Annotated in this window: 25 protein-coding genes; 12 read left to right on the top strand and 13 right to left on the bottom strand. The window is 74.0% G+C overall.

Annotated features, from left to right (window positions below):
• Window positions 1-178: 178 nt before the first annotated feature.
• From ABT118_RS13515 to ABT118_RS13530, 4 genes are all read right to left on the bottom strand, one after another.
• Complete coding sequence (locus ABT118_RS13515) at window positions 179-922, bottom strand: ABC transporter permease (protein ID WP_350667708.1); 744 nt, start codon at window positions 920-922, stop codon at window positions 179-181.
• Complete coding sequence (locus ABT118_RS13520) at window positions 922-2,475, bottom strand: dolichyl-phosphate-mannose--protein mannosyltransferase (RefSeq protein WP_350667715.1); 1,554 nt, start codon at window positions 2,473-2,475, stop codon at window positions 922-924. The genes ABT118_RS13515 and ABT118_RS13520 overlap by 1 nt, the downstream gene beginning before the upstream one ends.
• A gap of 74 nt (window positions 2,476-2,549) precedes the next feature.
• On the bottom strand, window positions 2,550-3,926 hold the full coding sequence (locus ABT118_RS13525) for an FAD-binding oxidoreductase (RefSeq protein ID WP_350667723.1): 1,377 nt from the start codon (window positions 3,924-3,926) through the stop codon (window positions 2,550-2,552).
• A 118-nt stretch (window positions 3,927-4,044) separates the two neighbouring features.
• Window positions 4,045-5,340: an MFS transporter gene (locus tag ABT118_RS13530; protein ID WP_350667729.1), complete on the bottom strand. Its 1,296-nt coding sequence runs from the start codon at window positions 5,338-5,340 to the stop codon at window positions 4,045-4,047.
• A gap of 121 nt (window positions 5,341-5,461) precedes the next feature.
• Between ABT118_RS13530 and ABT118_RS13535 the strand changes: the two genes are divergently transcribed.
• Complete coding sequence (locus ABT118_RS13535) at window positions 5,462-6,022, top strand: MarR family winged helix-turn-helix transcriptional regulator (RefSeq protein ID WP_350667734.1); 561 nt, start codon at window positions 5,462-5,464, stop codon at window positions 6,020-6,022.
• A 92-nt stretch (window positions 6,023-6,114) separates the two neighbouring features.
• On the opposite strand, the gene ABT118_RS13540 is transcribed toward ABT118_RS13535, so the two are convergent.
• Together ABT118_RS13540 and ABT118_RS13545 are read right to left on the bottom strand one after the other, a co-directional pair.
• Complete coding sequence (locus ABT118_RS13540) at window positions 6,115-7,932, bottom strand: glycosyl hydrolase family 18 protein (RefSeq protein ID WP_350667740.1); 1,818 nt, start codon at window positions 7,930-7,932, stop codon at window positions 6,115-6,117.
• 359 nt (window positions 7,933-8,291) lie between these two features.
• Complete coding sequence (locus tag ABT118_RS13545; protein ID WP_350667745.1) at window positions 8,292-8,771, bottom strand: hypothetical protein; 480 nt, start codon at window positions 8,769-8,771, stop codon at window positions 8,292-8,294.
• A gap of 96 nt (window positions 8,772-8,867) precedes the next feature.
• On the opposite strand from ABT118_RS13545, the gene ABT118_RS13550 reads away from it, so the two are divergent.
• From ABT118_RS13550 to ABT118_RS13565, 4 genes are all read left to right on the top strand, one after another.
• A complete protein-coding gene (locus ABT118_RS13550) occupies window positions 8,868-9,278 on the top strand; it encodes a BlaI/MecI/CopY family transcriptional regulator (protein ID WP_350667750.1) in 411 nt (136 codons plus the stop codon).
• Window positions 9,275-10,150: a M56 family metallopeptidase gene (locus tag ABT118_RS13555; protein ID WP_350667753.1), complete on the top strand. Its 876-nt coding sequence runs from the start codon at window positions 9,275-9,277 to the stop codon at window positions 10,148-10,150. The genes ABT118_RS13550 and ABT118_RS13555 overlap by 4 nt, the downstream gene beginning before the upstream one ends.
• A 194-nt stretch (window positions 10,151-10,344) precedes the next feature.
• On the top strand, window positions 10,345-11,079 hold the full coding sequence (locus ABT118_RS13560; protein ID WP_350667757.1) for a hypothetical protein: 735 nt from the start codon (window positions 10,345-10,347) through the stop codon (window positions 11,077-11,079).
• A gap of 85 nt (window positions 11,080-11,164) precedes the next feature.
• Complete coding sequence (locus ABT118_RS13565; RefSeq protein WP_350667762.1) at window positions 11,165-12,169, top strand: C40 family peptidase; 1,005 nt, start codon at window positions 11,165-11,167, stop codon at window positions 12,167-12,169.
• Window positions 12,170-12,221: 52 nt separating this feature from the next.
• Here the strand turns inward: ABT118_RS13565 and ABT118_RS13570 are convergent, their stop codons facing one another.
• Complete coding sequence (locus ABT118_RS13570) at window positions 12,222-12,776, bottom strand: DoxX family protein (protein ID WP_350667766.1); 555 nt, start codon at window positions 12,774-12,776, stop codon at window positions 12,222-12,224.
• 99 nt (window positions 12,777-12,875) lie between these two features.
• Here ABT118_RS13570 and ABT118_RS13575 point away from each other — a divergent pair, with 99 nt between their 5' ends.
• Window positions 12,876-13,169: a barstar family protein gene (locus ABT118_RS13575; RefSeq protein WP_350667772.1), complete on the top strand. Its 294-nt coding sequence runs from the start codon at window positions 12,876-12,878 to the stop codon at window positions 13,167-13,169.
• Here the strand turns inward: ABT118_RS13575 and ABT118_RS13580 are convergent.
• Genes ABT118_RS13580 through ABT118_RS13590 form a run of 3 tightly spaced genes read right to left on the bottom strand, consistent with a single transcriptional unit; the run spans window position 13,156 to window position 16,624 of the window.
• Window positions 13,156-13,782: a bifunctional 4-hydroxy-2-oxoglutarate aldolase/2-dehydro-3-deoxy-phosphogluconate aldolase gene (locus ABT118_RS13580; protein WP_350667776.1), complete on the bottom strand. Its 627-nt coding sequence runs from the start codon at window positions 13,780-13,782 to the stop codon at window positions 13,156-13,158. The two genes, ABT118_RS13575 and ABT118_RS13580, sit on opposite strands and share 14 nt — an antisense overlap.
• A complete protein-coding gene (locus ABT118_RS13585; RefSeq protein ID WP_350667781.1) occupies window positions 13,779-15,377 on the bottom strand; it encodes an N-acyl-D-amino-acid deacylase family protein in 1,599 nt (532 codons plus the stop codon). The genes ABT118_RS13580 and ABT118_RS13585 overlap by 4 nt, the downstream gene beginning before the upstream one ends.
• Window positions 15,377-16,624: an alanine racemase gene (locus ABT118_RS13590; protein WP_350667786.1), complete on the bottom strand. Its 1,248-nt coding sequence runs from the start codon at window positions 16,622-16,624 to the stop codon at window positions 15,377-15,379. Before ABT118_RS13590 ends, ABT118_RS13585 begins: the two co-directional genes overlap by 1 nt.
• A gap of 136 nt (window positions 16,625-16,760) precedes the next feature.
• Here ABT118_RS13590 and ABT118_RS13595 point away from each other — a divergent pair, with 136 nt between their 5' ends.
• The 4 genes from ABT118_RS13595 to ABT118_RS13610 all read left to right on the top strand — a co-directional run bounded on the left by ABT118_RS13595 (window position 16,761) and on the right by ABT118_RS13610 (window position 19,628).
• Window positions 16,761-17,780, top strand: a complete 1,020-nt coding sequence (locus tag ABT118_RS13595) for a sugar kinase (RefSeq protein WP_350667790.1) — start codon at window positions 16,761-16,763, stop codon at window positions 17,778-17,780.
• Window positions 17,777-18,544 carry an IclR family transcriptional regulator gene (locus tag ABT118_RS13600; RefSeq protein ID WP_350667796.1) on the top strand — a complete coding sequence of 256 codons (768 nt, stop codon included), beginning with the start codon at window positions 17,777-17,779 and terminating at the stop codon, window positions 18,542-18,544. The genes ABT118_RS13595 and ABT118_RS13600 overlap by 4 nt, the downstream gene beginning before the upstream one ends.
• Window positions 18,541-18,939 (top strand): RidA family protein, encoded by a 399-nt coding sequence (locus tag ABT118_RS13605; RefSeq protein WP_350667801.1) that lies wholly within the window; start codon window positions 18,541-18,543, stop codon window positions 18,937-18,939. The genes ABT118_RS13600 and ABT118_RS13605 overlap by 4 nt, the downstream gene beginning before the upstream one ends.
• Before the next feature lie 62 nt (window positions 18,940-19,001).
• Complete coding sequence (locus tag ABT118_RS13610) at window positions 19,002-19,628, top strand: MarC family protein (RefSeq protein ID WP_350667806.1); 627 nt, start codon at window positions 19,002-19,004, stop codon at window positions 19,626-19,628.
• A 7-nt stretch (window positions 19,629-19,635) separates the two neighbouring features.
• On the opposite strand, the gene ABT118_RS13615 is transcribed toward ABT118_RS13610, so the two are convergent.
• Window positions 19,636-20,070 carry an Lrp/AsnC family transcriptional regulator gene (locus tag ABT118_RS13615; protein ID WP_350667810.1) on the bottom strand — a complete coding sequence of 145 codons (435 nt, stop codon included), beginning with the start codon at window positions 20,068-20,070 and terminating at the stop codon, window positions 19,636-19,638.
• 154 nt (window positions 20,071-20,224) lie between these two features.
• On the opposite strand from ABT118_RS13615, the gene ABT118_RS13620 reads away from it, so the two are divergent.
• Entirely contained in the window at window positions 20,225-21,058 is an 834-nt protein-coding gene (locus ABT118_RS13620; protein WP_350667815.1) for a tryptophan 2,3-dioxygenase, read from the top strand.
• A complete protein-coding gene (gene kynU / locus ABT118_RS13625; protein WP_350667820.1) occupies window positions 21,055-22,293 on the top strand; it encodes a kynureninase in 1,239 nt (412 codons plus the stop codon). Before ABT118_RS13620 ends, kynU begins: the two co-directional genes overlap by 4 nt.
• On the opposite strand, the gene ABT118_RS13630 is transcribed toward kynU, so the two are convergent.
• Together ABT118_RS13630 and ABT118_RS13635 are read right to left on the bottom strand one after the other, a co-directional pair.
• The gene (locus ABT118_RS13630; protein ID WP_350667827.1) at window positions 22,286-24,865 is read right to left on the bottom strand and encodes an SAV_2336 N-terminal domain-related protein; all 2,580 of its coding nucleotides are present in this window, start codon (window positions 24,863-24,865) and stop codon (window positions 22,286-22,288) included. The two genes, kynU and ABT118_RS13630, sit on opposite strands and share 8 nt — an antisense overlap.
• Complete coding sequence (locus ABT118_RS13635) at window positions 24,855-25,862, bottom strand: AAA family ATPase (protein ID WP_350667832.1); 1,008 nt, start codon at window positions 25,860-25,862, stop codon at window positions 24,855-24,857. Before ABT118_RS13635 ends, ABT118_RS13630 begins: the two co-directional genes overlap by 11 nt.
• Between the last annotated feature and the right edge of the window lie 7 nt (window positions 25,863-25,869).

Below are 25,869 nucleotides of genomic sequence, written 5' to 3' on the forward strand. Positions count from 1 at the left end.
GATGATCACCCGTCAGGGGACGCTCCGGCCCGACAGCACTGGTAAATGATCACAGCACTGCGGCCGAAGGTCTCGCCAACACCCTCGATCGGACGGGTGTCCCGGGCACCGGGTCCACGAATGGACCAGTATGTCGACGCTCCGGTGGAGGGCTACTCCCCTTCAACAGCCACCAAGCCTACCTCGTGACCGCCCCGCGCCCGACCAGCTCCAGCACCACCACGACCGCCACCGACTCCACCAGCAGCAGCGCGACCAGCACGAACAGCTGCACCGCCCCGGCCTCCACCGGGCTCGCCCCGCCCAGCAGCATGCCGACGAACGCACCGGGCAGCGTGACCAGCCCCACCGTCCTGGTCTGGTCCAGGGCGGGCACCAGCGAGGTGGCGGCGGCGGTGCGGCAGATCTCCAGCCGGGCGTCCCGGGGCTCGAAGCCGAGCGCGAGCGCCGCCTCCACCTCGCCCCGGCGCTGGCCCAGCTCGTCCAGCGAGCGCCGTCCGGCCAGCGAGGTGGCGGTCAGCGCCCCGCCGATCAGGATGCCCGCGACCGGGATCACCGACAGCCCCTGCCGGGGCAGCAGGCCCGAGCCGAGCAGCAGCACCAGCACCGGCAGCACCCCGGCCCCGATCGGCAGCACCGCCCACCACCAGCCCGGCCCCGCGGTCATCCGCCGCCCGGCCGTGCGCACCGCCACCGTGAACATCAGCAGCACGAACAGCGCCGAGGTCCAGATCGAGCCGACCACCCAGGCGATCACCAGCGCGACCACCGCGAGCTGGGCGGCCGCCCGCAGCCCGGCCCGCAGCACCGCCCGGCCGTGCCCGAGCAGCCCCCGGCCGGCCACCGCCGCCCCGGCCGCCAGCAGCAGCCCGGTGGCGGCGTACAGCGGGACGCCGACCGGCAGCAGCTGCTGAGCGGCCATCAGATCCAGGTGGTGAACCACATCCGGTCCTGCCAGGACGACATCGGGATCACCTCCGCCGTGTACAGCGGGTAGAAGAACGCGAAGCAGCCGACGATCGCCAGCACGATCACGCCCGCGCCGACCGCGCCCCAGCGCCGCCGCTCCGCCGAGCACCCGGGCGGGCCGAGCATCGCCCCCAGCATCTGGGCCACCGCCAGGCAGAGGAACGGCAGCAGCACCACCATGTAGAACGAGAACGTGGTCCGGTCCAGGTAGCGGAACCACGGCAGGTAGATCCCGGCCACCGCCCAGAGCACCGCGCCCGAGCGCCAGTCCCGCCGGAAGAACCAGCGCCAGAGCACGTACAGCAGCGCGAAGCAGGCGGTCCACCAGAGCAGCGGCGTCCCGAGCGCGAGGATCTGCGAGGCGCAGCCGCCCGGGTCGGTGCAGCCCTGCTGCCCGGCCGGCACCTGCTGCCAGTACATGCTGACCGGGCGGCCCTGGACCAGCCAGCTCCAGGCGTCGGACTGGTAGGTGTGCGGGGTGGTGAGGCCGGTGTTGAAGTCGAACATCTGCGCCTGGTAGTGCCACCAGCTGCGCAGCGGCGCGGGCAGCCACCCCGGCCGGCCGTCGGCCCAGTGCCGCTCGTAGCCGCCGTCGGTGCCGAACCAGCCGGCCCAGGAGAGCGGGTAGACCAGCGCCGCGACGCCGACCAGGGAGAGGAAGGCGGGCAGCGCGTCCCGGCGCAGCATGCTCGGCCAGGGCCGGTACGCACCGGCCCAGCGGCGGCCCGCCTGGTCCCAGAGCACGGTGAGCAGGCCGAAGGCGGCCAGCACCGGCAGCCCGTTCCACTTGGTCGCGCAGGCCAGGCCGAGCAGCACCCCGGCCCCGAGCCGCCAGGGGCGGAGGCCGAGCCGGACCTGGTCACCGGCCCGGCCGCCCTCGGCCCGGGCGGCGGCCAGCAGCCCCCGGGCCCGGTCGCGGTCGACCAGCAGGCAGCCGAAGGCGGCCAGCACGAAGAACATCAGCACGCCGTCGAGCAGCCCGACCCGGCTCATCACCAGGTGCAGCCCGTCCACCGCCAGCAGCAGCGCGGCCACGCAGCCGAGCAGGGTGGAGCCGAACAGCCGGCGCCCGATCCGGGCCAGCATCAGCACCGTGGCGGTGCCGAGCAGCGCGACCATGAACCGCCAGCCGTACGGGTGCAGCCCGTACACCCACTCCCCCAGGGCGATGACCCACTTGCCCATCGGCGGGTGCGCGACGAACTCGGGCGCCGGAGTGAGCGGGACGACCTGCGGGACCGCCAGCACCTGCTCGTTGGCGCCGTCCGGCCAGACGCCCTCGTAGCCCTGGCGGAGCAGCGACCAGGCGTCCTTCGGGTAGTACGTCTCGTCGAACACGAAGGCGTTCGGGGACCCGAGGTGCCAGAACCGCAGCAGCCCCGCGAACACCGCGACCGCGAGCGGCCCGAGCCAGTCGGCCCGCCGGACCACCCACGGCCGGTCCCGCTGCTCCCGCTGCTTCCCGTGCTCCTCGACGACGGTCCCGCCCACCACCGTTTGCGCCATGACCTCGCCGATTCATCGCCTGACTGCCCGACAGCTTTGTCGCCTTTGCCGGGAATCCTAGCCTTGACGGTGGCTCAGGCCGGGATGATGTTGTGGTTCAGGTGGAACACGTTCTCCGGGTCGTAGGCGGACTTGACCGCGGCCAGCCGCCGGGCGTTGCCGGTGCCGAGCCCGGCCGCGACCCGCTCCTCGCCCTCGTCGCCGATGAAGTTGAGGTACACCGCGCCGATCGACCAGGGCTTCAGGTCGGCGCAGTTGTCGCGGGCCCACTGCCGGCCCCGGGCGTCGTCCGCCGGTTCGGTCCAGCACCCGTAGGGGTGCACCGCCCAGGGCGCGGCCCGCCAGGGCACCGGGTGGTCGCTGACCTTCCGGCTCACCGCGCCGCCCATCGGGAAGACCGCCTGCATCGAGGGCGAGGGGGTGATCAGGTCGGCCGACCTGGCGCAGAACAGCTCGACGGCCGGGTCGGGGAATCCGTCCAGGTACTCGGCGGACCAGTAGTTCCGCTCACCGGGCGGGTCGTCCAGCATGCACTGGAAGTCGGCGTACGGGAGCTCGGCGACCATGCCCCCGGTGTGGCCGTACCCCAGCATCGGCCCGAACACCGCCCGCGCCTCCGGCTCGGGGCCCGTGTGGGTGAGCAGCACGGCCGCCGCGAGCCGCCCGACCAGCTCGGGCGGGCAGAACTCCTCCGGCGGCCCGGTGAGGTAGACGAAGCCGCCGCCCACCTCGTCGGGGGCGGTGGCGATGAAGTCGACGTAGTGCCGCAGCACGGCCGGTGCGGCCTCCGGCGGCCAGAGCAGCATCGCCACCGTGACCTGCGGCACCGCGTGCAGCTCGAAGGTCAGCTCGGTGGCGACCCCGAAGTTCCCGCCGCCGCCGTGCAGGGCCCAGAACAGCTCGGGGTGCCGGTCCTCGTCGGCCGTCAGCTGCTCGCCGTCGGCCGTCACCAGCTCCACCCGGAGCAGGTTGTCGCAGGCCAGCCCGAACTTGCGCTCCAGCCAGCCGGAGCCGCCGCCCAGGGTGAGGCCGGCCACGCCGGTGCTGGAGTCGCGCCCGCCGGTGGTGCCGAGTCCGTACGGCTGGGCGGCCCGGTCCAGGTCGCTCATCACGGCGCCGCCGGCCACCCGGGCGGTGCCGGCCTCCGGGTCCACCACGACCGAGTTCATCCGCCGCAGGTCGACCACCAGGCCGTCGTTGACCGAGGCGCCCGAGACCGCGTGCCCCCCGGCCCGGACCGCGATCTCCAGGCCCTGCTCCCGCCCGAACGCGATCGCCGCCCGCACGTCCGCCGGGTTCGCGCACTGGGCGATCACCTGCGGATGACGGTCGATCATCGCGTTGAAGACCGTCCGCGCCTCGTCGTACTCACCGTCCCCCGGCGCGATGATCTCTCCGGCGAATCCGGCCCGCAGACCGGCCAGCAGCTTGGGGTGCAGTGCGGCAGCCATGGTGTTCCGCCCTTCTCCAGGGCCGCTCCGACGCGCTTCGCGCTCTACCGAGCGTAGACCCGGCCGCCAGTCGACGCACCCGCGTCGGCCGGCGGCCGGGTTCGGAGCAGGCTGCGGATCAGGCCGCGGTCCCCAGCGCGCGGACCGGCACCGCCGCCGGGACGGCCGGGCCCGCGTTGTCCTGAGCCGCCGTCAGGTGCGGCCGCAGGCGCAGCGCGAGGACGACGATCAGCACCGTGCAGGCCGCCATCGCGGCCAGGTAGACCGGCCAGGTGCCGGAGCCGACCAGCAGCACGCCGACGGCCGGGCCGACCGCGATGGCGATCTGCTTCACCAGCGCGTAGCCGGAGTTGTAGGTGCCGAGCAGCCGGGCCGGGGCCAGGTCGGCGACGATCGGGCCCAGCGTCGGGGCGAGCAGCGACTCGCCGACGCCGAACAGGGCGTAGACGGCCACGATCGCCACGGTGGCGGCCATCGCCTCCCCCCGGACCAGTCCGGCCAGCAGCGCCATCGTCCAGGCGCCGAGCCAGACCACGCCGGCGGCGGCCATCGCGGTGGTGCGGCGGCGGCGCTCGGTGAGCTTCACCATGAACATCTGCAGCACCACGATGGTCAGCGCGTTGGCGCCGATCGCCAGGCCCAGGGTGGAGGGCGCGGTGCCGACGGTGTCGGTGGCGAAGGCCGCGACGCCGGACTCGAACTGGCCGTAGCAGGTGAAGAAGATCAGCCCGGCGAGCAGGCAGAGCCGCAGCATCGCCTTGTCGGCGACCAGCGCCCGCAGGCCCTTCGGGCCGGTCGCGGCCACCAGGACGGGGGCGGCGGCCGGGATCCTGGCGGTGCCGGTGACGGCTGCCAGGCCGAGGAAGGTGAGCGCCTCGATGGTGAACAGCCGGGTCAGGCTGGCCGGGTCGGCGACGTCGACGATCTGGCCGCCGACCAGGGCGCCGATGCCCATCCCCAGGTTGATCAGGGTGAACTGGAGCGCGAACGCCCGGGACCTGGTGGCCTTGGTGGAGCAGCGCACGATCATCGTGGCCAGGGCCGGCTGACAGGTCGTCACACCGGCGCCGAACAGGAAGGAGGAGACCAGCAGCGCCGGGGTGCCGGTGGCGTGGCCGAAGGCGAACGCGCCGGTGGCGGCCAGCGCGGCGCCGATCAGCAGCACCGGGCGCGGCCCGTACCGGTCGATCCCCCGGCCGGTGAACGGCAGCACGGCGAGCGCGGCCAGCGCGAAGACGGTGAAGACCATCCCGGCGGCCAGCGAGCCCAGGCCGCGCACCTGGTCCACGTAGACGAACATGTACGGCATCGTGAAGCCGCTGCCGAACGCGCTGAGCGCGTTCCCGATCTGGACCCGGCGCAGCGGACCTCCCGCCCCGAGACGCCTGCCCTGCTGCTTCACCGTGCCGGCCACCGTGCACACCCTTTCGCTGGATACTTTTAAGCTCAGAAGATTTCAGAGCTAAACTCTAAGGATCGGAAGGCTTCGTTGTCAAAGCCTTAACACCTGCATCCGGGCGTGGGAGGATGGAGCCATGAGCACCCCCAGACCCGTGCCGCCGAACCCGGGTGAGCTGGCCATCGCCGAGCAGGTCGCCGTCTACCAGCGGGAATTCCCCCTGGTCGACCCCCAGGTGGAGACCATCGTGTCCACCATGTCCCGGGTCGCCCGCCGGATGGCCGTCGCCTACGGGCGGCAGCTCACCGTGCTGGGGATCACATCCGCCGAGTGGGAGGTGCTCAAGGCCCTGGTGGTCGCGGGCAGCCCCTACCAGCTGGGCCCCGGCGAGCTGGCCAAGCGGCTCGGGCTGACCCCGGCCGCGATGACGCACCGGATCGACCGGATGGTGGCCGAGGACCTGGTCACCCGGGAGCGGGACGAGACCAACCGGGTCCGGGTGATCATCGAGCTGACCGCCGGCGGCCGGGCCAAGTGGCTGGAGTCGATGCGGATGGCCGCGGTGTTCGAGGAGGAGCTGCTCCAGGACATCACCGCCGCCGAGCGGCCCGCGCTGTCCGAGATGCTCGGCCGGATGCTGCGCCGGATCGAGGAGAGCCAGCCCGACGCCCTCGGCCGCACCGACGACCTGGCCTGACGGACCGTCGGCCGACAACGGCAGAACGCCCCACCGGTGTCCGGTGGGGCGTTCCGTCGTTGCGTCACTTCAGGTGGTGCTCAGGGGTTGGATCAACCGACGCAGTTGCCGTTGTCGGTCCAGACGCCCCACTGACCGCTCAGCGAGGGGTCCTCGTTGGTGGTCCACCACTTGTTGGTGTAGTTGTGACCCTTCCAGGAGACCTTGGTCGGCGTGGCGTAGACCGCGCCGGCGCTCCAGGACGGACCGCAGATGGTGTTCGGCACCGACGGCGAGGCCGAGGCGGACGGGCTGGCCGAGGTGGACGGCGAGACCGAGGGCGACGGGGAGGCCGAGGTGCTCGGGCTCACCGACGGGGACGGGCTGGCCGAGTTGCTGGGCGACGGCGAGCTGGTCGGCGCGGCCGGGCAGTTGGCGGCGGAGCCGTTGGTGGCCGAGACCATCTTGTCGAACAGCGCGGTCTTGGTGCCCAGGTCGTAGAGCGAGAAGGCGAACGAGCCACCCAGACCGTTGCAGTGCGCGTAGTCGACCTTGGCCTGGATCGAACGGGCGTCCTCACCGGTCCAGAAGGTGGAGCCGTCGTAGAAGTACGTGGTCTTCGCGGTGTCGTCCCAGAAGGTCTTGGCCGGGTTGTCGACGAAGCCCGCGAGCTCCTTGTACATCTGGATGCCGGGCACGTTGCCGGACATCGCGGCACCGGCGGCGGGGCCGGTCGCGCTCTGGAACAGGCCGTTCACACCGTTGTTGGGAACGCCGGTCCAACCGCGGTAGTAGAACGGGATACCCATGTTGATCTTCTTGGCCGGGAAGCCGCCGGGGATGCCGTACTCGGCGTCACCCACGGTCCACGCCTTGATGGCCGCGTCGATCGAGTACTTGCCGGTGCCCGGCTTGACCGGGGTCATCGGGTCGTTCGGGCCGGAGTACAGCGGGGCCTGGTGGTTGGTCGGGCCCTTGGCGTCCCACGCACCGTGCATGTCGTAGGTCATGACATCGAGGAAGGTCAGGTACTGGCCGACCTTGTCCGTCTCGATGTTCTTGATCTTGTCCTGGCCGGCGCCGACCGCGGCCGCGAGGCCGTAGGTCTTGTTGTCGGCGACACCCTGGGCGTCGAGCTGGGTGCGGAACTCCTTGAGCAGGAGGGTGAAGTTCTGCTTGTCGTTCGGGCTCTCGTGGTTGCCCAGGTGACCGCCGCCGCCCGGGTACTCCCAGTCGATGTCGATGCCGTCGAAGATGCCCGCGGCCGAACCGGTGCCGCCGTAGCCCGCGTCCACCGGCAGGTTGCCCTTGATGAACATGTCGATGCAGGACGAGACCAGCTTCTTCCGCGAGGCGTCCGTGGCGGCCGCGTCGGAGAAGTACTTGGAGTAGGTCCAGCCACCGATGGAGAGCAGCACCTTGAGGTTCGGGTTCTTCGCCTTCAGCTTCTTCAGCTGGTTGAAGTTGCCCGCGATCGGCTGGCCCCAGACGTCCGCGACACCGTCGACCGCGGTGTTCGCGTCGAAGGTCTTCTGGTAGTCGGCGAACGCGTCGCCCGCGCCGTCACCCGCACTCGCGTTGTTCTCGTCCTGCGACGCGGCCTTGGTGGCCTCGAAACAGGAGAGGTTGGTCGGGTGGATGTTGGCGAAGGAGTAGATCATGTAGTCCAGGTTCTTGGCGACGCCGGTGTCCTGGATGGTCTTCGGGTAGTACGCGTTGCCGTAGATCGACCACTGGTCGAAGTAGGCGACCTTGATACCGCCACTGGTCGCCGGGGCGCCCGTGGTGTTGCCCGCCGCGGCCGAGGCGGTGGTGCCCGCGGTCAGCGTGAGCGCGGCACCGAGCGCCAGCGAGGCGGCCGTGCCGACCGCGAGCGCGGCCAGGCCCTTCGGACGCCGACGGGGCGTCGGCTCCAGGGAAACTCGAGTCATGTCGTGACCCTCCAGGTCGTGGGGGAACTGACGGACCGCTCGGGTCGGGTGCACGGGGTGGGGCCGCACAACCGCAGGGCACGTCAGTGGAGGTCGAGCAGCGGGGGATGCCGGACCGGCATCGGAGGTCTGGACCACCGATGCCGGCCGGGGGCTCCCTGCACCTGGCCATAAAAATGGACTAGACCAACTCCCCCGTCAAGACCCGGTATTGGACCTTGAGCCCCCCTTAAGGTTCGATCCACCCCTGACCAGCACAAAGCCGGTCCCGCGAATCGCGAGACCGGCTTCTGCACACGGTCACATCCGGTCGATCTCCGTCAGATCCAGGTCAATCTGGAACGGAACCCGACCCCGGGTCAGTACCTGAGCGCCGCACCCACCTTCGCGGTGACGGTGCCGTCGAGCTTGCGGTTGCTGGTGGCGGTGGCCTGGCCGGTGCCGCCCGCGGCGACCTCGGGGACGTTCAGCACGGCCACGTCCAGGATGCCGCCGGAGCTGTCCGCGAAGGTGATCTGGACCGTGTACTTGCCGGGCCCGGTCCCGTGGTTGGACACCGTGACCGGAACGCTCACCTTGCCGTCGCCGTCGGTCACCACGGTGCCGAGCGAGACGTCGCCCTTGGCGTCGGCGCCGCCCTTCACGCTGGCCAGCGCCGAGGAGGCGGCCGCCTCCGCCGACGCGGCGGCCGAGGAGGCCGCGGAGGCGAAGCTGTTCGCCGCGGAGGACAGCGCGGACGCCCCCGACTCCAGCGCCTTGGACGGCGATCCCCCGTCCGACGAACACCCCGTCAGCACCAGCCCGCCCGCGACCACCGCACCCACGACCAACCGACGCATCAGCGACCTCCACTCGTCAGGACCTGCCCTCACCCTTCGGCGGCCGCACCCCCGGGGCTACCGGGGCGCGGCATCCGGGTGACTACGATTGGCGGCATGGTGGTACGCAGCCTCGGCGAGCTCGAAGCCGAAATCATGGACCGGCTCTGGAGCTGGGGCCGCCCGGCCACCGTCCGGGAGGTGGTCGACGACCTCAACGCCAAACGGCCGGTCGCCTACACCACGGTGATGACGGTGGCCGGAATCCTGCACACCAAGGGCCTGCTGAACCGTCACAAATCGGGCCGCGCCTGGGTCTACGAACCGGCCCGCAGCCGCGACTCCTACACCGCCACGCTGATGCAGGAGGCGCTCGGCTCGACCTCCGACACCCCGGCCGCACTGGCCCACTTCGTCGAGCAGATCAGCACCGACGAGGTCGCCGCCCTGCGCCGGGCGCTGGCCGCGCTGGACCGGACCGACCCGGCGGGTACGTCCGGTACGTCTGACGGAACGGGCCGGCCGTGACCGCCGCCGCCCTGCTCGCGCTCTGGGCCGTGCTGACCGCCGCCGTGCTCCCGCCGCTGCTCGCCGGGGCCCGCTGGACCAGGCGGGCGCCGCTGCTCGGGGTGCTGACCTGGCACGCCCTCGGGCTGTCCGCCGCCGGCTCGGTCGCGCTCACGGTCCGTCAGCTGATCGACCCGGCCCCGCACCACCACGCGGGCCTGCTGCACCTGTGCGGCCTCTCCCCCGAGGCGGTGTCCGGCACTGCCCCCGCGGCCGCCGCGCTGGTGCTGCTCTACCCGGCGGCCCTGCTGCTGCACAGCCTGGCCACCGCCCGCCGGGGCCGCCGCCGGCACCGCGCCCTGCTCGACCTGGCCGCCCACCGGGGGCAGGTCCCGGGCGCGCTGCTGCTGGAGCACCCCACCCCCACCATCTACTGCCTGCCGGGGCGGCACTCCCGGATCGTGGTCAGCCGGGGCGCACTGACCGCGCTCACCCCACCGCAGCTGGCCGCCGCCCTGGCCCACGAGCGGGCCCACCTGACCGGGCGGCACCACCTGGCCACCTGCGCGGCCGAGGCACTGGCTCGCACCTTCGCGCCGCTCCCGCTCGGCCGGCTGGTCTCCGCCGAGGTCCGCACCCTGCTGGAGATGGCCGCCGACGACCGGGCGCTGCGCGCGCACGGCCCGCACGCACTGGCCGGTGCGATGGGCGTGGTCGCCACCGGCCTGGCGCCCGCCGCCGCCCTGACGGCGGGTCACCAGGCGCTGGCCCGGATCGAGCGGCTGGCCGACCACCGGCCCGCGCCGCGTCCGCTGCTGGTGCTCACCGCCACCGCCCCCGCCGCGCTGGCCGTACTGCCGCTGCTGCTGGTCTGCCTCCCACACCTGGCCTGACCGGGCAGGTGCCGAGCGGCTGGCCGACCACCGGCCCGCGCCACGTCCACTGCTGGTGCTCACCGCCACCGCCCCCGCCGCGCTGGCCGTACTGCCGCTGCTGCTGGTCTGCCTCCCACACCTGGCCTGACCGGGCAGGTGTCGCCCGCCCCCTCCCCGGGCAGGTCTCAGTCGGTCGGCTTCGGGGAGGGGCGATGGCGTTCGTCATGGCGGCGGTGCTGGTCCTGGCGGCGGTCGCCGTCTGGGTCGGCAACCGGCTGCACAGCTATCCGGGCGGCTGGGCCTGTGCCTTCGGCCGGTCGTACGCCGCCGAGCGGGCCGGGTTGGCGGCGGGCCGCCGCAGGGTCCGGGAGGTGGAGCAGCAGCGCGCGCAGGAACGTTCCGCCGCGGAGCAGGAGATCCGGGACGCCGAAGCCGAGTACCGCCGCCGGATCACCGAGCTGCAGAGCCGGGTGGCGGCACTGGAGGAGCCGGGCGCCGGGGCCGAGCTGGAGTCGCTCGGCGAGCTGGTGCTGCATCAGCACCTGGTCCGGTACCGGAGCGAGAACATCCCGCTGGCCCGGCTCCGGGTCGGGCTGGAGCTGGGGGCGGAGCTCCACCTGGTCCGGCTGACCCGGCCGAACGGGAAGGCCCGGCTGGTGGAGTTCAGCGGGCTCGACCCGGAGCCGGTGCACGGGTTCGTGGTCCGGCTGGAGGCCGCCGTGGCGGCGGAGGACGACTTCCAGCGGCACCGGCACGAACGGACCGTCAAGGCCCGGCGCGCGCTGGAGCTGGCCCGCTCCAACACCATCCCGCAGCAGACCGCCCGGGCGGACCGGGACCGGCTGCTGGAGCAGCAGCACGAGGACCGGGCGCTGCGGGCGGCCCGGGCCGAGCTGGCCGCCGCCCACGACCGCTGGCACACCACGACCGGGCACCGCCCGGCCTGAGGGCCCTTCAGGCCGGCACTTGCCCTGGCAGCTCTGCTCGTACTAATTTCCTTAGGAGATTAGTCGTCCAGTCCAGGAGCCTGCCTTGGCCGCCCGCCGCCTGACCGCACTCACCCTCACCGCGGGGGCCGCGCTGCTGCTCACCTCGACCCCCGCGCTGGCCGAGCCCAAGCCCTCGCTGGAGCAGGTGCAGCGGCAGGTCGACGACCTGTACGAGGAGGCCGAGGCCGACACCGAGCAGTACAACGGGCTGAACGAGAAGCAGGGGCAGCTCCAGGCCAGGGCGGGCACCCTGCAGCAGGAGGTGGCCACCCAGCAGGACCAGCTGAACCGGCTGCGCGAGACGCTCGGCGCGGTGGCCGCCGAGCAGTACCGCTCCAACGGCGTCGATCCCACCCTGCAGCTGATGCTGACCGCCGACGCCGACGGGTACCTGGAGGGGGCCGGCCTCCAGGACGTGGCGGCCGAGACCCAGGTGGAGACCCTGCGCCGGCTGGCGGCCCAGCAGCGGAAGCTCGACCAGCTCCGGGACGAGACCGCCGCCCAGCTGGCCGGACTGGACCAGGCCCGCCGGGCCGCCGCCGGGAAGAAGGAGGAGGTCCAGGCCAAGCTCGCCAAGGTGCAGTCGATCCTGAACGGCCTCAAGGCCGAGGACCGCGCCAAGGTGTCGGCCGGGACGGCCGGTGGCGGCGCCGCCGCCTCCCGCAGCAGCAGCGCCCGGATGCCGTACAGCGGCCCCGCCACCGGCCGGGTCAAGGACATCCTGACCTTCGCCTACGCCCAGCTCGGCAAGCCGTACGTCTACGGCGCGGCCGGCCCCAACTCGTTCGACTGCTCCGGCCTGACCCTGCGGGCCTTCGCCGCCGGCGGCATCTCGCTGCCCCGCACCTCGCAGGCCCAGTTCGGGGCCGGCAAGGCGATCGCCCGGGACCAGCTCCAGCCCGGCGACCTGGTCTTCTACTACAACGACCTGCACCACGTCGGCATCTACATCGGCAACGGCCAGCTGCTGCACGCCCCGCGCACCGGCAAGAACGTCGAGATCGTCCCCTACGACGTGATGCCCTACGCCGGCGCGATGCGCTACTGACCGGCCCGGGCCGGTCGGTGACGGCCCCGGCGGCCCCACCGGCCCCGGCCGGTCAGGAGAGGCCGACGCCCTCCTGCTCGTCGGCCGCCCTGGCCTCGCGGCGGCGGACCACGTCCTGACGGCGGGTCACCACGGCGGCCGCGCCGAGGGCGCTGGCGACGAAGGCCAGCGCGCCGAGGGCCGCGCCGTCGAAGCGGTGGGCGACCAGGTGGTCCAGCGAGTAGCGGCCCGCGCCGGCCACGCCGAGGGCGAGGCCGCAGGTGCCGAGCACGGCGGGGTACTCGTAGCCGCCGGAGACCGCGAAGAAGCCCGCCGGGGCGTGCACCGCGATCGCCCCGGCCATGGTGCCCGCGACGATTGAACCGGCCACCGGGGTGGCCAGTCCGGCCACCAGCAGGGCGCCGCCGCCCGCCTCGCCCAGGCCGGAGGCGATCGCGCTCTGCCGACCCGGCTCGAAGCCCATGTGCTCCATCGCCTTGGTCGTGCCCTCCAGGCCGCCGCCACCGAACCAGCCGAACAGCTTCTGCGAGCCGTGCGCGATCAGCACCCCGCCGACCGCCGCGCGCAGCGCGAGCAGCCCTAGGTCCTTGCGGTTCAGACAGGTCATGATGGGGCCTCAGCTCTCGGGGGGAACACCGGCTTCCCCATCCCACCCCAGACCCGGCGCGCCCTCGACCCGGGGCCGCCATCCGAGCGAAGGACCCCGATGCCGACCACCTACCACCTGCGCGGTGCCGCGATCACCGACGAGCCGTCGTTCTGGGCCGCGCTGGCCGACGCGCTGGATGCCCCGGACGGCTACTACGGCCGGAACCTGGACGCGCTGGCCGACTGCCTGCGCGGCGGCTACGGGCCCGAGGCGCCGTTCGGCCTGGTCTGGCACGACGCCGGGCGGGCCCGGACGGCCCTGGCCCGGCGCCTGCCCGGGACCGAGCAGCGCTACTTCGACGCGATCCTGGAGGTGCTCCGGGACGGCGGGGTCACCGTCACGCTCCGATAGCGGCGACGAACTCGCGGGCCCGCAGCTCGACCCCGCTCCAGCCGCCCGCCGCGACCACCGCCGGGGCCACCACCTCGCTGCCCGCGCAGACCGCCAGGGCGCCCGCCGCCAGGAACTCGGCCGCGTTCCCCGCGTTCACCCCGCCGGAGGCGACCAGCGGGACCGCGGGGTAGGGGCCGCGCAGGTCGCGGAAGTAGGACGCCCCGAAGGCCCGGGCCGGGAAGATCTTCACCGCCGCCGCACCGAGGTCGACCGCGGTGGCCACCTCACTCGGCGTCAGCGCGCCCATCACCACCGGCACCCCGCCCGCCGCCTCGGCCAGGCCGGGCCTGACCCCGGGGGTGACCAGGTACTGCGCCCCGGCCGCGACGCCGCGCCGGGCCTGCTCGGCGGTCAGCACGGTGCCGACGCCGACCCGGCAGCCGAGCCCGTCGGCGACCTCGGCGGCCCGCCGCAGGTGCTGCTCCACCCCGGGGGTGGTGTAGGTGAACTCGATCCAGCGGATGCCGCCGGCCACCAGCGCGGCGCACAGCTCCGCCGCGTCGGGGATCACCGGGGCGCGGACCACCGCGATCACCCGGTCCTGCTCCAGCCCGGTCAGTCCACCGCTCATCGCACTCCTCCGTCTGCCTGTCGTCGCAGCGCCCGTCCTGGGCGTGCACCGGTCGCCTTGCCGTCCTCGATCACGCCGACCCCGCCGACCCAGACCCAGGGGATGCCCTCGGCCTGCTGCCTGGGCTGCTCGAAGGTCGCGGTGTCCCGCACCTCGGCCGGGTCGAACAGCACCAGGTCGGCCACGTAGCCGTCCCGGACCAGGCCGCGCCGGGTCAGGCCGAGCCTGCGGGCCGGGCGGCCGGTCATCCTGGCCACCGTCTGCTCCAGCGTCAGCACGCCCAACTCCCGGGCGTAGTGGCCGAGATAGCGCGGGAAGGTGCCCCAGGCCCGGGGGTGCGGGCGGGCGCCGACCAGCAGGCCGTCGCTGCCCGCGCAGTGGGCGGGGTGGCGCATGATCTCCCGGACGTTCTGCTCGTGGCCGACGTGCTGGAGGATGCCGGTGGCCAGCTCGTCCCGGACCAGCAGCTCCAGGAAGGCGGCGGTGCCGGTGCTCCCCCAGCCGTCCGCGACCTGCTGCACCGTCAGGCCGACCGTGCCGGCCAGCTCGGGGTTGCGCACGCCGGAGATCTGCACCGTGTGCCAGTCGGCGACCACGCCGTGGCAGCCGTCGCTGCCGGTCTCCTCCACCGCGACCCGGATCGCCTCCCGGGCCGGGGGCTCCAGCAGCCGGGCCAGCGTGGCTTCCGGGCCGCCCTCGGTGGCCCAGGAGGGCAGCAGGGCGGCCAGCGTGGTCGATCCCGGCAGGTAGGGGTAGCTGTCCAGGGTGACGTCGACACCGTCGGCCAGGGCCCGGTCGACCAGGGCCAGGAACTCGCCCGCCCGGCCCTCGTTCACCCCGAAGTTCATGGTGGCGTGGGTGAGGTGGAGCGGGCAGCCGGTGCGCCGGGACAGCTCCAGCATCTCCCCGTACGCCTCCAGCGCGCCCGCCCCGTAGGAGCGGGTGTGCGGGCAGTGGTAGCCGCCCCGGGCCGCCACCACCGCGCAGAGCGCGGCCAGTTCGGCCGAGTCGGCGTACATGCCGGGGGTGTAGGTCAGGCCGGTGGACATCCCGACCGCGCCCTCGGACAGGCCCTGGTCGAGCAACTCCCGCATCCGGTCGAGCTGGTGCGCGGTCGGCGGGCGGTCGTCCCAGCCGAGCACCAGGGCGCGCAGGGTGCCGTGCGGGACCAGGTAGCAGGCGTTGGCGGCGAGCTGGGAGCGGTCCAGCCGGTCCAGGTACTCGCCGACGCCGCGCCAGTCCCAGTCGAAGCCGTCCGGGTCGCCGTTCCACCCCGCGAGCTGGCGGCGCAGACCGGCCAGCACCAGGTCGTCCACGGGGGCGTAGGAGAGGCCGTCCTGGCCGAGCACCTCGCAGGTGACGCCCTGGCTGATCTTGGCCAGGTGGTCCGGCTCGGTGAGCACGGCCAGGTCGGAGTGGGCGTGCATGTCGATGAAGCCGGGGGCGAGCACCAGCCCCTCGGCGTCGATCACCCGGTCGGCGGTGGCGGCGTCGGAGACGATCACCCCGTCCTCGACCGCGACATCGGCCCGGCGCCGGGCCGAGCCGGTGCCGTCGATCACCCAGGCGCCCTTGATCAGCAGATCGGCCGCCATCAGAAGTACGTCCGCACCAGGTCGACCACGCGCGGGACCTCGGCGTCGGCGGAGTCGAGCACCGGGAGCAGCGACCACTTGTCGAAGACCGTGCACGGGTGCGAGAGGCCGACCCGGACCACGTCCCCGACCTGCACCTGCGCCCCGCGGAGGAAGGCGTGCTGGTCGTTCAGTGCGGTGATCTCGCCGCCCACCGGGCCGTGCCCGCGCCGCAGCTGGGGCTCCGGCAGGCCTTCGTCGAAGGAGAGGTCGCGCTTGCCGCCGTCCAGCAGGGCGAGCCCGGACTCCGGCCGGGAGACCACCCGCAGCCAGCCGTGCAGCGCGGACCTGAAGCCCTGGCCGCCGCCCCGGGCCAGCGGGGAGATGCCCCGGTAGAAGCCGTCGTCGTGCGCGAGGTAGGCGCCCGAGCGGAGCACCACCGCGACCCGACCGCCGGCCAGCGGGCCGAGCTCCTCGACCACGGTGTCGAAGTAGGCGCTGCCGCCCGCCGTGATCCAGATCCGCTCGGCCGCCGGGTGGTAGAGCTCGGCCAACAGGCCGTGCAGGCGGCCGAGTTCGCGCAGGTACCCGGCCACCGCGGCGAGCGAGCCCGCGCTCGCGTCGTGCGCCAGCGCGCCTTCGTAGCCGCTCACCCCGACCAGCCGCAGCCCGTCGGCGGCGGCCACGGCCCGGGCCACCCCGACCGCCTCCTCGACCGTGCGGCAGCCCGTCCGGCCGCCCGCGGCGCCGAGCTCGACGCAGACGTCGACCGGGGCGGGGGCGCCGCGCAGCGCCTCGGCCATCAGCTCGACCGAGCGGACCGAGTCGACCCAGCAGGAGAACCGGAACTCCGGGTCGGCGGCCAGCTCCCCGGCGAGCCAGCGCAGGCCGGCCGGGTCGAGCAGCGCGTTGGCCAGGTGGATCCGGCGCAGGCCGAAAGCCCGGCCGACCCGGACCTGCGGCAGGTTGGCCAGCGTGATCGCGACCGCCCCCGCCGCCAGCTGGCGCTGCCACAGCACCGGGGCCATCGTGGTCTTGCCGTGCGGGGCCAGGCCGACGCCCGCCTTCGCGCAGTACTCCGCCATGGTGGCGAGGTTGTGGTCGACCGCCCCCGCGTCCAGCGTCACCAGCGGGGTGCCGAGGTCGTCCAGGGTCGGCGCCCCGGCCAGGTACTCGGCGACGGTCGACCCCCAGGCGCCGGCCGGGACGGCCTTGAAGCGCCAGTCGAGTCGCTCGTCGGCCAGTGCCGCCAGCCGTCCACGGTCCATCAGCTCCACCACGGCCCACCGTCCCTCGTTGCGCTATGCGCAACGGTCGTTGCGATATCTGCCGGGCCTGATCTAACATCAGGTCTGGACCAGGGTCAACGCGCCCCTCCCTATAACGCAGTGGAGAGGTCATGACGTGACACCCCCGCCCGCCGTCTGCCTCGGTGAGTCGATGGCCGTCCTGCTCCCCGAGAGCCCCGGGCCGCTGGAGCACGCCGAGGGGTTCCGCCGCAGCTTCGGCGGTGCCGAGTCCAACGTCGCCTGCGGGCTGGCCGCGCTCGGCGTCCCGGCCGCCTGGGTCAGCCGGGTGGGGGCCGACGGCTTCGGGCGCCACCTGGTCGAGCGGATCGCCGCGCACGGGGTGGACACCTCCGCCGTCACCGCCGACCCGGCCAGGCCGACCGGCCTGTACGTCAAGGAGACCGGCGCCGGCCTGGACCACCCGCACGACCTGGGCGCCGGGCGCACCCGGATGCACTACTACCGGCGCGGCTCGGCCGCCGCCGCGATGGGCCCCGAGCTGCTCGCGGACCCGGCCGCCGCCCCGCTGCTGGCCGCCGCCCCGCTGATCCACCTGACCGGCATCACCCCCGCGCTCTCGGACAGCTGCCACCGCCTGGTGCGCACCCTGCTCGGCGCGCCCGGACGCACCGTCAGCTTCGACCTGAACTGGCGCCCCGCGCTCTGGGCCGGGCGGGACCGACAGGCGCTGCGCTTCCTGATGAACGCGGCGACGATCGTGCTGCTCGGCGCCGACGAGGCCCGCGAGGTGCTCGGCACCGACGACCCGGCCGGGCTGCGCAAGCTGCTCCCCCGCCCCGGGGTGATCGTGCTCAAGGACGACGCGCACCGCTCCACCTCGATCGCGCCGGACGGCTCGACCGTGGCCGAGCCCGCCCTGCGGGTCGCGGTGGTGGAGCCGACCGGCGCGGGCGACGCCTTCGCCGCGGGCTACCTGGCCGGCACCCTTCGGGAGCTGCCGGAGCGTCAGCGGCTGCGGCTGGGCCACCTGTCCGCCGCCGCCGCGCTGACCGTCCGGGGCGATCTGGGCGTGCTGCCCCCGGCCGCCGTGATCGACGGCCTGCTGACCGCCGACGAGACGGCCTGGGCCGCGACCGAGGTGGATCCGGACGGCTTCCGGACGGCCCCGGCATGAGCGGCTCCACGGTGGCCCGGGCGATGCGCCTGCTGGCCGAGCTCGGCGAGGGCGAGCGCAGCCTGGAGCAGCTCGCGGCCGTGCTGGACGTGCACAAGAGCACCGCGCTGCGCCTGCTCCGGCCGATGGAGGAGGAGCGGATGGTGCAGCGCGACGCCGCCCACCGCTACCGGCTCGGGCCCCAGCTGTTCGCGCTGGCCGGCCGGGCGCTGGAGCAGCGCGGCGTCCGCGCCGTGGCCGCCCCGCACCTGCGCGAGCTGAACGCGGCCACCGGCCAGACCGTGCACCTGGCCGCCTACGAGGGCGGCGAGGTGGTCTACATCGACAAGTACGACTCCCGGCACCCCGTCCGGATGTACTCCCGGATCGGCCTGCGGGCAGCCCTGCACAGCGCGGCGGTCTCCAAGGTGCTGCTCGCCGACCTGCCGCCGACCGAACGCCGGCAGATCGCCGAGGGACTGGAGTACACCCCGTACACCGCGAACACCCTGACCACCCCGGCCGCGCTGCTGGCCGAGCTGGCCACCGTGGCGGCGCAGGGGTGGGCCCAGGACCACGCCGAGCACGAGTCGTTCATCAACTGCGTGGCCGCCCCGGTCCGGGACGCCACCGGCCGGGTGGTCGCGGCCGCCTCGGTCTCGGTCCCGGACGTGCTGCTGCCGTACGCCCAGGTGCTGGCGCTGCTGCCGCAGCTCCGGGCCACCACCGCCGCGATCTCCGCCGACTGCGGCTGGACCCCTTCAGGAACAGGACGAGAAGCATGAAGACCGAAGTGCGTACCGACGGTGCCCCCGCCCCCGCCTGGGTGTTCTCCCAGGGAGTCCGCAAGGGCCCGATCCTCCAGGTCTCCGGCCAGGGGCCGCAGGACCCGGCGACCGCCGAGTACCTGTTCCCGGGTGACGTGAAGGCGCAGACCCTGCGCACCCTGGAGAACGTGCAGGCGGTGCTGGAGGCGGGCGGCGCCACGGTCGAGGACGTGGTGATGTTCCGGGTCTACCTGACCAAGCGGGCGGACTTCGCGCTGATGAACGAGGTCTACGGCGAGTTCATCGACAAGCACGTGGGGAACGGCGTGAAGCCGTGCCGGACCACGATCTTCGTCGAGCTGCCGCACGAGGCGATGCTGGTGGAGATCGACGCCCAGGCCGTGATCGGCTGAACCGGCGTCAGCGGGGGCGCGGCGCCGTGAGCGTGCGCCCCCGCTGACGCATGCTGGGGGCCATGCACGACTTCGACCTGCCCAGCGCGTTCGTCACCCTGTTCGCCGTGGTCGGACCGCCCAAGATCCTGCTGGCCTTCGCCCGGCTGGCCCGCACCCGCTCGCACCGGGAACTGGTGCAGCTGACCCTGGTGGCCACCGGGCTGGCGGCCGTGGTCGGCGTCGCGGTGGAGTACTCGGCGGCCTTCCTCACCACGTTCTTCCACATCGACGACTGGTCGCTCCAGCTGGCCGGCGGGGTGATCTTCTTCATCTACGCCGTCGCGCTGGTGCTCGGTGTCCACCTCGGCGGCGGCGCCGAGGACGAGGACGAGCTGCCCAGCCCACTGCTGCAGGGCATCCGGGAACTGCTGCTCCCCTACATCGCCAGCCCGCTCGCGATGACCGCGCTGATGGTCGGCGCGCTGGAGCGGGAGGACTGGGGCTGGCGGAGCACGCTGGCCGGCGCCTACGTGGCGGTGGTCGCGATCAACTGCGTCTGCGTCCTGGTGCTCTCCCGCCCGCTGCGGCGCAGCCACCAGACGATGCTGGAGGTGATATCGCGGCTGCTCGGCCTGCTGCTCGCGGCGGTGGGCGTGGAGCTGTTCATCGCGGGGCTCGCCGAGCTGTCCGCCCAGGGCCTGTACTGACCCGGCGTCAGGGCAGCTGCACCGGCCGCCAGGGCACCGGGCTGGAGAGGATCATCGAGCTGGACGGCTGTCCGTAGCCGGCCAGCCGGTCGATCAGCTGCTCGAACTCGGCCATCCCGGCCACCGCCACCAGCAGCGCGCAGCAGGCCCCACCGGTGACCCGGTGCAGCTGGAGCACCTCCGGCCAGCGCGCCACCTCCGGGTCGCGCAGCACGCAGCGCGGGCCGTAGCACTGGATCTGCACCAGTGCGGTGACCTTCAGCCCGGCCCGGTCCAGGTCGACGTGCGCGTGGTAGCCGCTGATCACCCCGTCCGCCTCCAGCCGGCGGACCCGCTCGGCCACCGCCGGCGAGGAGAGCCTGACCCGGCGGGAGAGCTCGTTGTAGGAGAGCCTGGCATCGCCCTGCAGCTCGGCCAGCAGCAGTCGGTCGACGGCGTCCATGGCGGTCCTTTCCGTTCGGCAGGCCGGACCGGAAAAGACCTTCCGTCCGCAAGGCCGTCCGGCCGATCCCGCATTCGGCGCCCATTCAATCCGGACACCCGCCCGCCGCACAATGGGGGCCGCCCAACGGCGGGTGGCGAGCACAGGAGGAACCATGCCGGGTCAGCCCGAGGTCAGTACGCCCCATCTCAGCTTCGGCCCGGCCGACGAGCCCGAGGTCGGCACCCCCTACGCCAAGTACGTCCGCCTCGACGTGCTGCACAGCCTCCAGCACCCGCGCAGCAAGGTCGACGCCGAGCTGTCGTTCATCATCAGCACCCAGGTGATGGAGCTGCTGTTCGACCTGCTCCGGCACGACTGGACCACCGCGCAGCACGCGCTGCGCGAGGACGACCTGACGGCGGCGCTGGCCGCGCTGCGCCGGGGGCAGCACACCCAGGACGTGCTGGTCAGCTCCTGGGACCTGCTGGCCACCATGACCCCGCTGGAGTTCAACGCCTTCCGCCCGGTGCTCGGCGAGGCCAGCGGCTTCCAGTCCTCGGCCTTCCTGCGGCTGGAGTTCCTGCTCGGCAACAAGAGCGAGCGGCTGCTGACGATGTACCAGGGCGTGCCCGCCGTGCACGCCGAGCTGACCGCCGCGCTGCAGAGCCCGAGCCTGTACGACGAGACGCTGGCGTTGCTCGCCCGGCGCGGGCTCGACGTGGAGCCGGTCGGCGGTCCGGCCCGCTACCGGCCGACCGAGCGGGTTGAGGCGGCCTGGCGGCAGGTGTACACCGACCCGGCGCTGGCCGATCTGGCCCGGCTGGGCGAGTCCCTGCTGGACACCGCCGAGCGGGTCACCCGCTGGCGCCAGCGGCACTACTCCGCGGTGAAGCGCTCGATGGGCGCCAAGCCGGGCACCGGCGGCTCCAGCGGGCTGAGCTGGCTCAAGGAGTCGGCCGACCAGGATGTCTTCCCCGAGCTGTGGACTGTGAGGAACGCGCTGTGACCCCGACCCGCGAGGAGTGCGCCGCACTCGACGCCGTCGACCCGCTGGCCCCGTTCCGGGCCGAGTTCGTGCTGCCGGAGGGCCTGGTCTACCTGGACGGGAACTCGCTCGGCGTGCTCCCGGCCCGGACCTCGGCCCGGGTCCGCGAGCTGGTCGAGGTCGAGTGGGGCCAGCAGCTGATCCGCAGCTGGAACGAGGCGGGCTGGTTCGCCAAGCCGCACACCCTCGGCGCCCGGGTGGCCCCGCTGCTCGGTGCCGCGCCGGAGCAGGTGGTGGTCTGCGACACCACCTCGGTCAACCTGTTCAAGGTGCTGGCCGCCGCGCTCGGGCTGCGCCCCGGCCGGTCCACCGTGCTGGCCGAGCGGGCCGCCTTCCCGACCGACCTCTACATCGCCGAGGGCGTCACCGCGCTGGCCGGCGGCGGGGCCCGCAGCGTACTGCTGGACTCCGCCGACCAGTTGGACGGGCTGCTCGGCCCGGATACCGCCGCCGTGGTGCTCTCGCTGGTCGACTACCGCACCGGGGAGCTGCTCGACCTGCCCGCGATCACCCGGCAGGTGCAGGCGGCCGGTGCGCTGATGATCTGGGACGTCTGCCACGCGGTCGGCGCGCTGCCGATCGAGCTGGACGCCAACGGGGTGGACTTCGCGGTCGGCTGCACCTACAAGTACCTGAACGGCGGCCCCGGTTCGCCCGCCTTCCTGTACGTGGCGGAGCGTCACCTCGCGGCCGCCGCGCAGCCGCTGAGCGGCTGGTTCGGCCACGCGAAGCCGTTCGACTTCGAGCCGGGCTACCGGCCGGTCGAGGGCATCGGCCGGTTCCTCACCAGCTCGCCCTCGCTGCTCGGGCAGGCCGCGCTGGAGTCCAGCCTGGAGATCTGGGAGCAGGTCGACCTGGCGGCGGTGCGGGCCAAGAGCCTGGCGCTGACCGAGCTGTTCATCGGGCTGGTCGAGCCGCTGGCGAAGTACGGCGTCGAGGTGGCCACCCCGCGCGAGCAGGCCCGCCGCGGCAGCCAGGTCGCGCTCCGGCACCCGGACGGGTACCCGGTGGTCCAGGCGCTGATCGCCCGCGGCGTGGTCGGCGACTTCCGGGCGCCGGACCTGATGCGGTTCGGCTTCACGCCGCTCTACCTCTCGTACACCGATGTCTGGGACGCCGCGCGGCAGTTGGCCGAGGTGCTGGAGTCCGGGGAGTGGCGCGAGGAGCGGTTCGGGCGGCGCGGCGAGGTCACCTGAACGCGTTCGGCAGGACGGCCAGCCCGGTCGGGCGGCCGGGCGCGATCCGGTACCGCCCGGCCGACTCGACGATCCGGGCCGCGATCCGGTGCACGGCCAGCTCGTACTGCTCCGACGGCAGGCCGAACAGGCCGTGCCGGGCGTACTCGTCCCCGTAGCGCCGGTCGGCGTAGTCCAACTGGCGTGCGGTGTAGGGCAGCTCGCGGTGCAGCACCGGGTGGCCGAGGACCGGGACGAAGCCCCGGGACAGGTCGGTGCGGCGGGTGAAGGCGGCCCACTCCCGCCCGCACCTGGCGCTGCGGAAGTACTCCCGCGAGTACAGCGGGACGAACAGCTCGCACCGGGCCACCGCGCTGGGCTGGCGCATCGTCACGGCCAGGTCGGTCAACTGCCAGATCTCCTCGCCGAGGTCGTCGCAGAACCGGTCCACGGCCGGGTCCTCCCCGGGCTCGCGGGCGAGGTAGACGTAGCGCCGTCCGGCGGCCGGGTTGCGGGTGAACACCATCGCCCCGACCGGCTCGGCCTCCAGCCGGGTGCCCTCGTCGGCGCGCTCCACCAGTTCGGCGGCGAACTCCCGCAGGTCCAGCTCGGGCGGGCCGCCGAAGGTCCCGGACCGCAGCACCTCCTCGCAGACCGCCGCCAGCGAGCGGGCCGACTCCGGGCGGACCAGCGCCACCTGGGAGTACGCCACCTCGCCGAGGAAGCGCCGGCTGCGGCCGACCAGGTCGAGCAGCAGCACCTTCCGGTTCCCCGGCAGGCCGGTCACCAACTGGTCGACCTCCGAGGCCGGCACACCCGTCAGGTACACCAGCAGCAGGTCCGCCACCTCGTGCTCGGCCTGGTACAGCTCCTGCCGGAACGCGTCCGGGTCGTTCAGGTGCAGCGAGATGTGGTCCGGGTGCATCCCGACCAGGTCCGGATCGCCCAGGGCGGCCACCAGCCGGTGCAGTTGGGCCACCTCGGCCGGGTCCGGCCGGATCGCCAGCAGGATGGCGCGCGGCCCCGGCCGTCTCGCCCGCGCGGCCGGGGCCGGCTCCCGGACCCCGACGATCCCCAGCGCCGCCGGGCTGACCAGGGCGAACGGGCGGCGCTCGGCGGTGACCGGCGCGCCCTCGGTGTCGGTGGCGGCGATCGCGGCCAGCTCGTTCGGGACCAGCCCGGCCCGGGCGGCGATCTGCTCGCCGACCCGGATCAGCAGCGCGACCGCCTGGTGGGTGAGCGACCTGGGCAGCGTGTGCACCAGCAACTCCCGTACCCCAGGCCGGAAGTCGAACCGGTCGTGGTGGCCGGGGCGCTCCGCCAGCAGACCGCTCACCACCAGCTCGGCCAGGTGCTGCGGCCGGGGCCGGGCGAACGCCGCCCGCTGCAGCAGCCGGAGCACCGGCAGCGCCGGCGTGGTCAGCGCGGCCAGCCCCGCCAGCGTGTACGCCTCCCGCGAGGCCACCGCGCGGAACCGCCGCACCAGCTCCTCGGCGCCCAGTCCGGCCGGATCGGGGGCCGTCCGCTGCTCGCCCTGCGGCGGTCCGGCGCCGATCCGCACCGCTGCACCGACCACCTCGGTGCCGCCCGGACTGCCCACCAGGGCGGCCCAGTTGGCCAGCCACTCCGGGTCCGCCTCCAGCACCGGCAGCACCGGGCCCGCGCCGGGGCCGTGGTCCAGCGGCGCGAAGCCGTACCGCGAGTTGGCCGCCCCCGCCTCGGCCGAGCTCAGCACCCCGGGCCCGGCGGGAAGTGCGGTCAGCGGCCAGAGCCGTTCGGGCAGCGGCTGGACCACCGCCACCGGCCCGCGCCCGAGCAGCCCGCCCAGCGTCCGGTACCAGCGGTCCCCGGCCGGGCCCGGCCGCCACTGCGGGCCCATCGCGTCGCTGAGCAGCAGGGTCACGGTCCGGGGCCCCGGCTGGGCACCGCTCAGCACCCCGTCGGCGGTCAGCCGGGCCGAGGTGACCTGGCGGAACGCACCGGTCTGCCGCAGCAGCAGCGCGAGTTCACGGGCCAGCGGACGCCAGAGCGCCATGGTCGGCCCGCAGTCCAGCACCAGCCGCAGGCTGAGCCAGCGCTCGCTGCTCGGCCGCAGCACCGGGAGCCAGTGCACCCGGCCGGGGCCGCGCAGCGCCTCCGCCAGCCGGTGCGCGGTCGCGCCCTCGTCCAGCAGCACCCTTCTGGGGTCCGGGACATGGCGCTTGAGCGGGCGCAGCGCCCGTTGCAGGTCCAGCGGCCGGGCCAGCATCGGCGCGCTCGGGGTGGCCACCGTACCGGCGGCGGGGGCACCGTCGACCTGGTCGGCGGCGGGCAGGTGCAGTGGCAGCAGCGCTGCGCCGGGACCGGCCCCGGCCTCCGGCGGCAGCGCGTCCGCCCCGGGTGCGCCGGGGGCGGCCCGGCGGCCCGGCGGGTCACCGGCCGCAGGGCCGGGGGTGGAGCCGCTGCGGGCTGCCAGCCAGAGCAGCTCGGCCAGTTCCACCGGGTCCGGCTCGGGGCGGCCGAGGCCGGTGAGCAGGGCCGCGAAGCGGTCGAGGTCCCGCCGGGGCTCCCGCCCGCGCTCCTTCCCGGGTTCTCTCCGGGGTTCAGAACTCATCGTCGTCCCGGCCCCTGCTGAGGTACGGCATCACCCGGGCGGCCAGCGCCTCCCGGTCGGCCTGGTCGGCGAGTTCGGGGCGGGCGGTCAGGTAGATGGCGTTCAGCAGCTGGTCGGTGGCCAGCTCGCCCTCGGTCCTGCGGTCCAGGAAGACCTGGAGGATCTCGGCCACCAACGCGCGGTCGGCGCCGGGCAGATGGGAGTGGACGATCTCCTCCAGCTCACTGCCCTCGGGCCGCCGCAGCTCCAGCACCACGCAGCGGCGCAGGAACGCGGCCGGGAACTCCCGCTCGGCGTTGCTGGTCAGCACGGTGAACGGGAAGGCCCGGCAGCGCACCCGCCCGCCGCGCACCGGCGCCCGGCCGAGACCGTCCGCGGTGAGCACCTCGGCCACCGGCAACTGGGGTGCGGCCCGGACCAGTTCGTCGATCTCGTACTGGCCGTCCTCCAGCACGTGCAGCAGGTCGTTGGGCAGATCGAGGTCGCCCTTGTCGATCTCGTCGATCAGGAGCACCCGGGGCCGCTCGTACGGGAGCAGCGCGGTGCCCAGCGGGCCGAGCCGCAGGTGCTCCTCCAGGCCGGCCCCCGCGCCGTCGGGGCCGGCCTGGTTGGCGGCGTAGAGCCGGGACAGCGGGTCGTACTGGTAGAGGCCGTCGCGCAGCGCACTGCGGCTGGTGATGTTCCAGCGCAGCACCGGCCCGAGGCCCAACTCCCGTGCCACCGCGTACGGGAGGCTGGACTTGCCGCTGCCGGGCGGTCCGGTCACCAGCAGCGGGCGGCGCAGGTGGAGCGCGGCGTTGACCAGCTCGACCGTCTCGGGGGTGGGGCGGAAGGTGGCGGCCCGGTGGCCGGCCGAGGCGGCGCCCGGATCGGCGGCGGCCGCGGGGGTGGCCAGCGCGGGTGCGCCGTCGAAGGCGCGCCAGGGCGGCGGCGCGGGGAGGTCGGCCAGGCCGTCGTGGGGCTGCTCGGCGCCCCGGTAGATCCGCTGCAGCGGCATGTGCTGA

It is taken from the genome of Kitasatospora sp. NPDC002040 (assembly GCF_040296785.1).
GTDB lineage: Bacteria > Actinomycetota > Actinomycetes > Streptomycetales > Streptomycetaceae > Kitasatospora.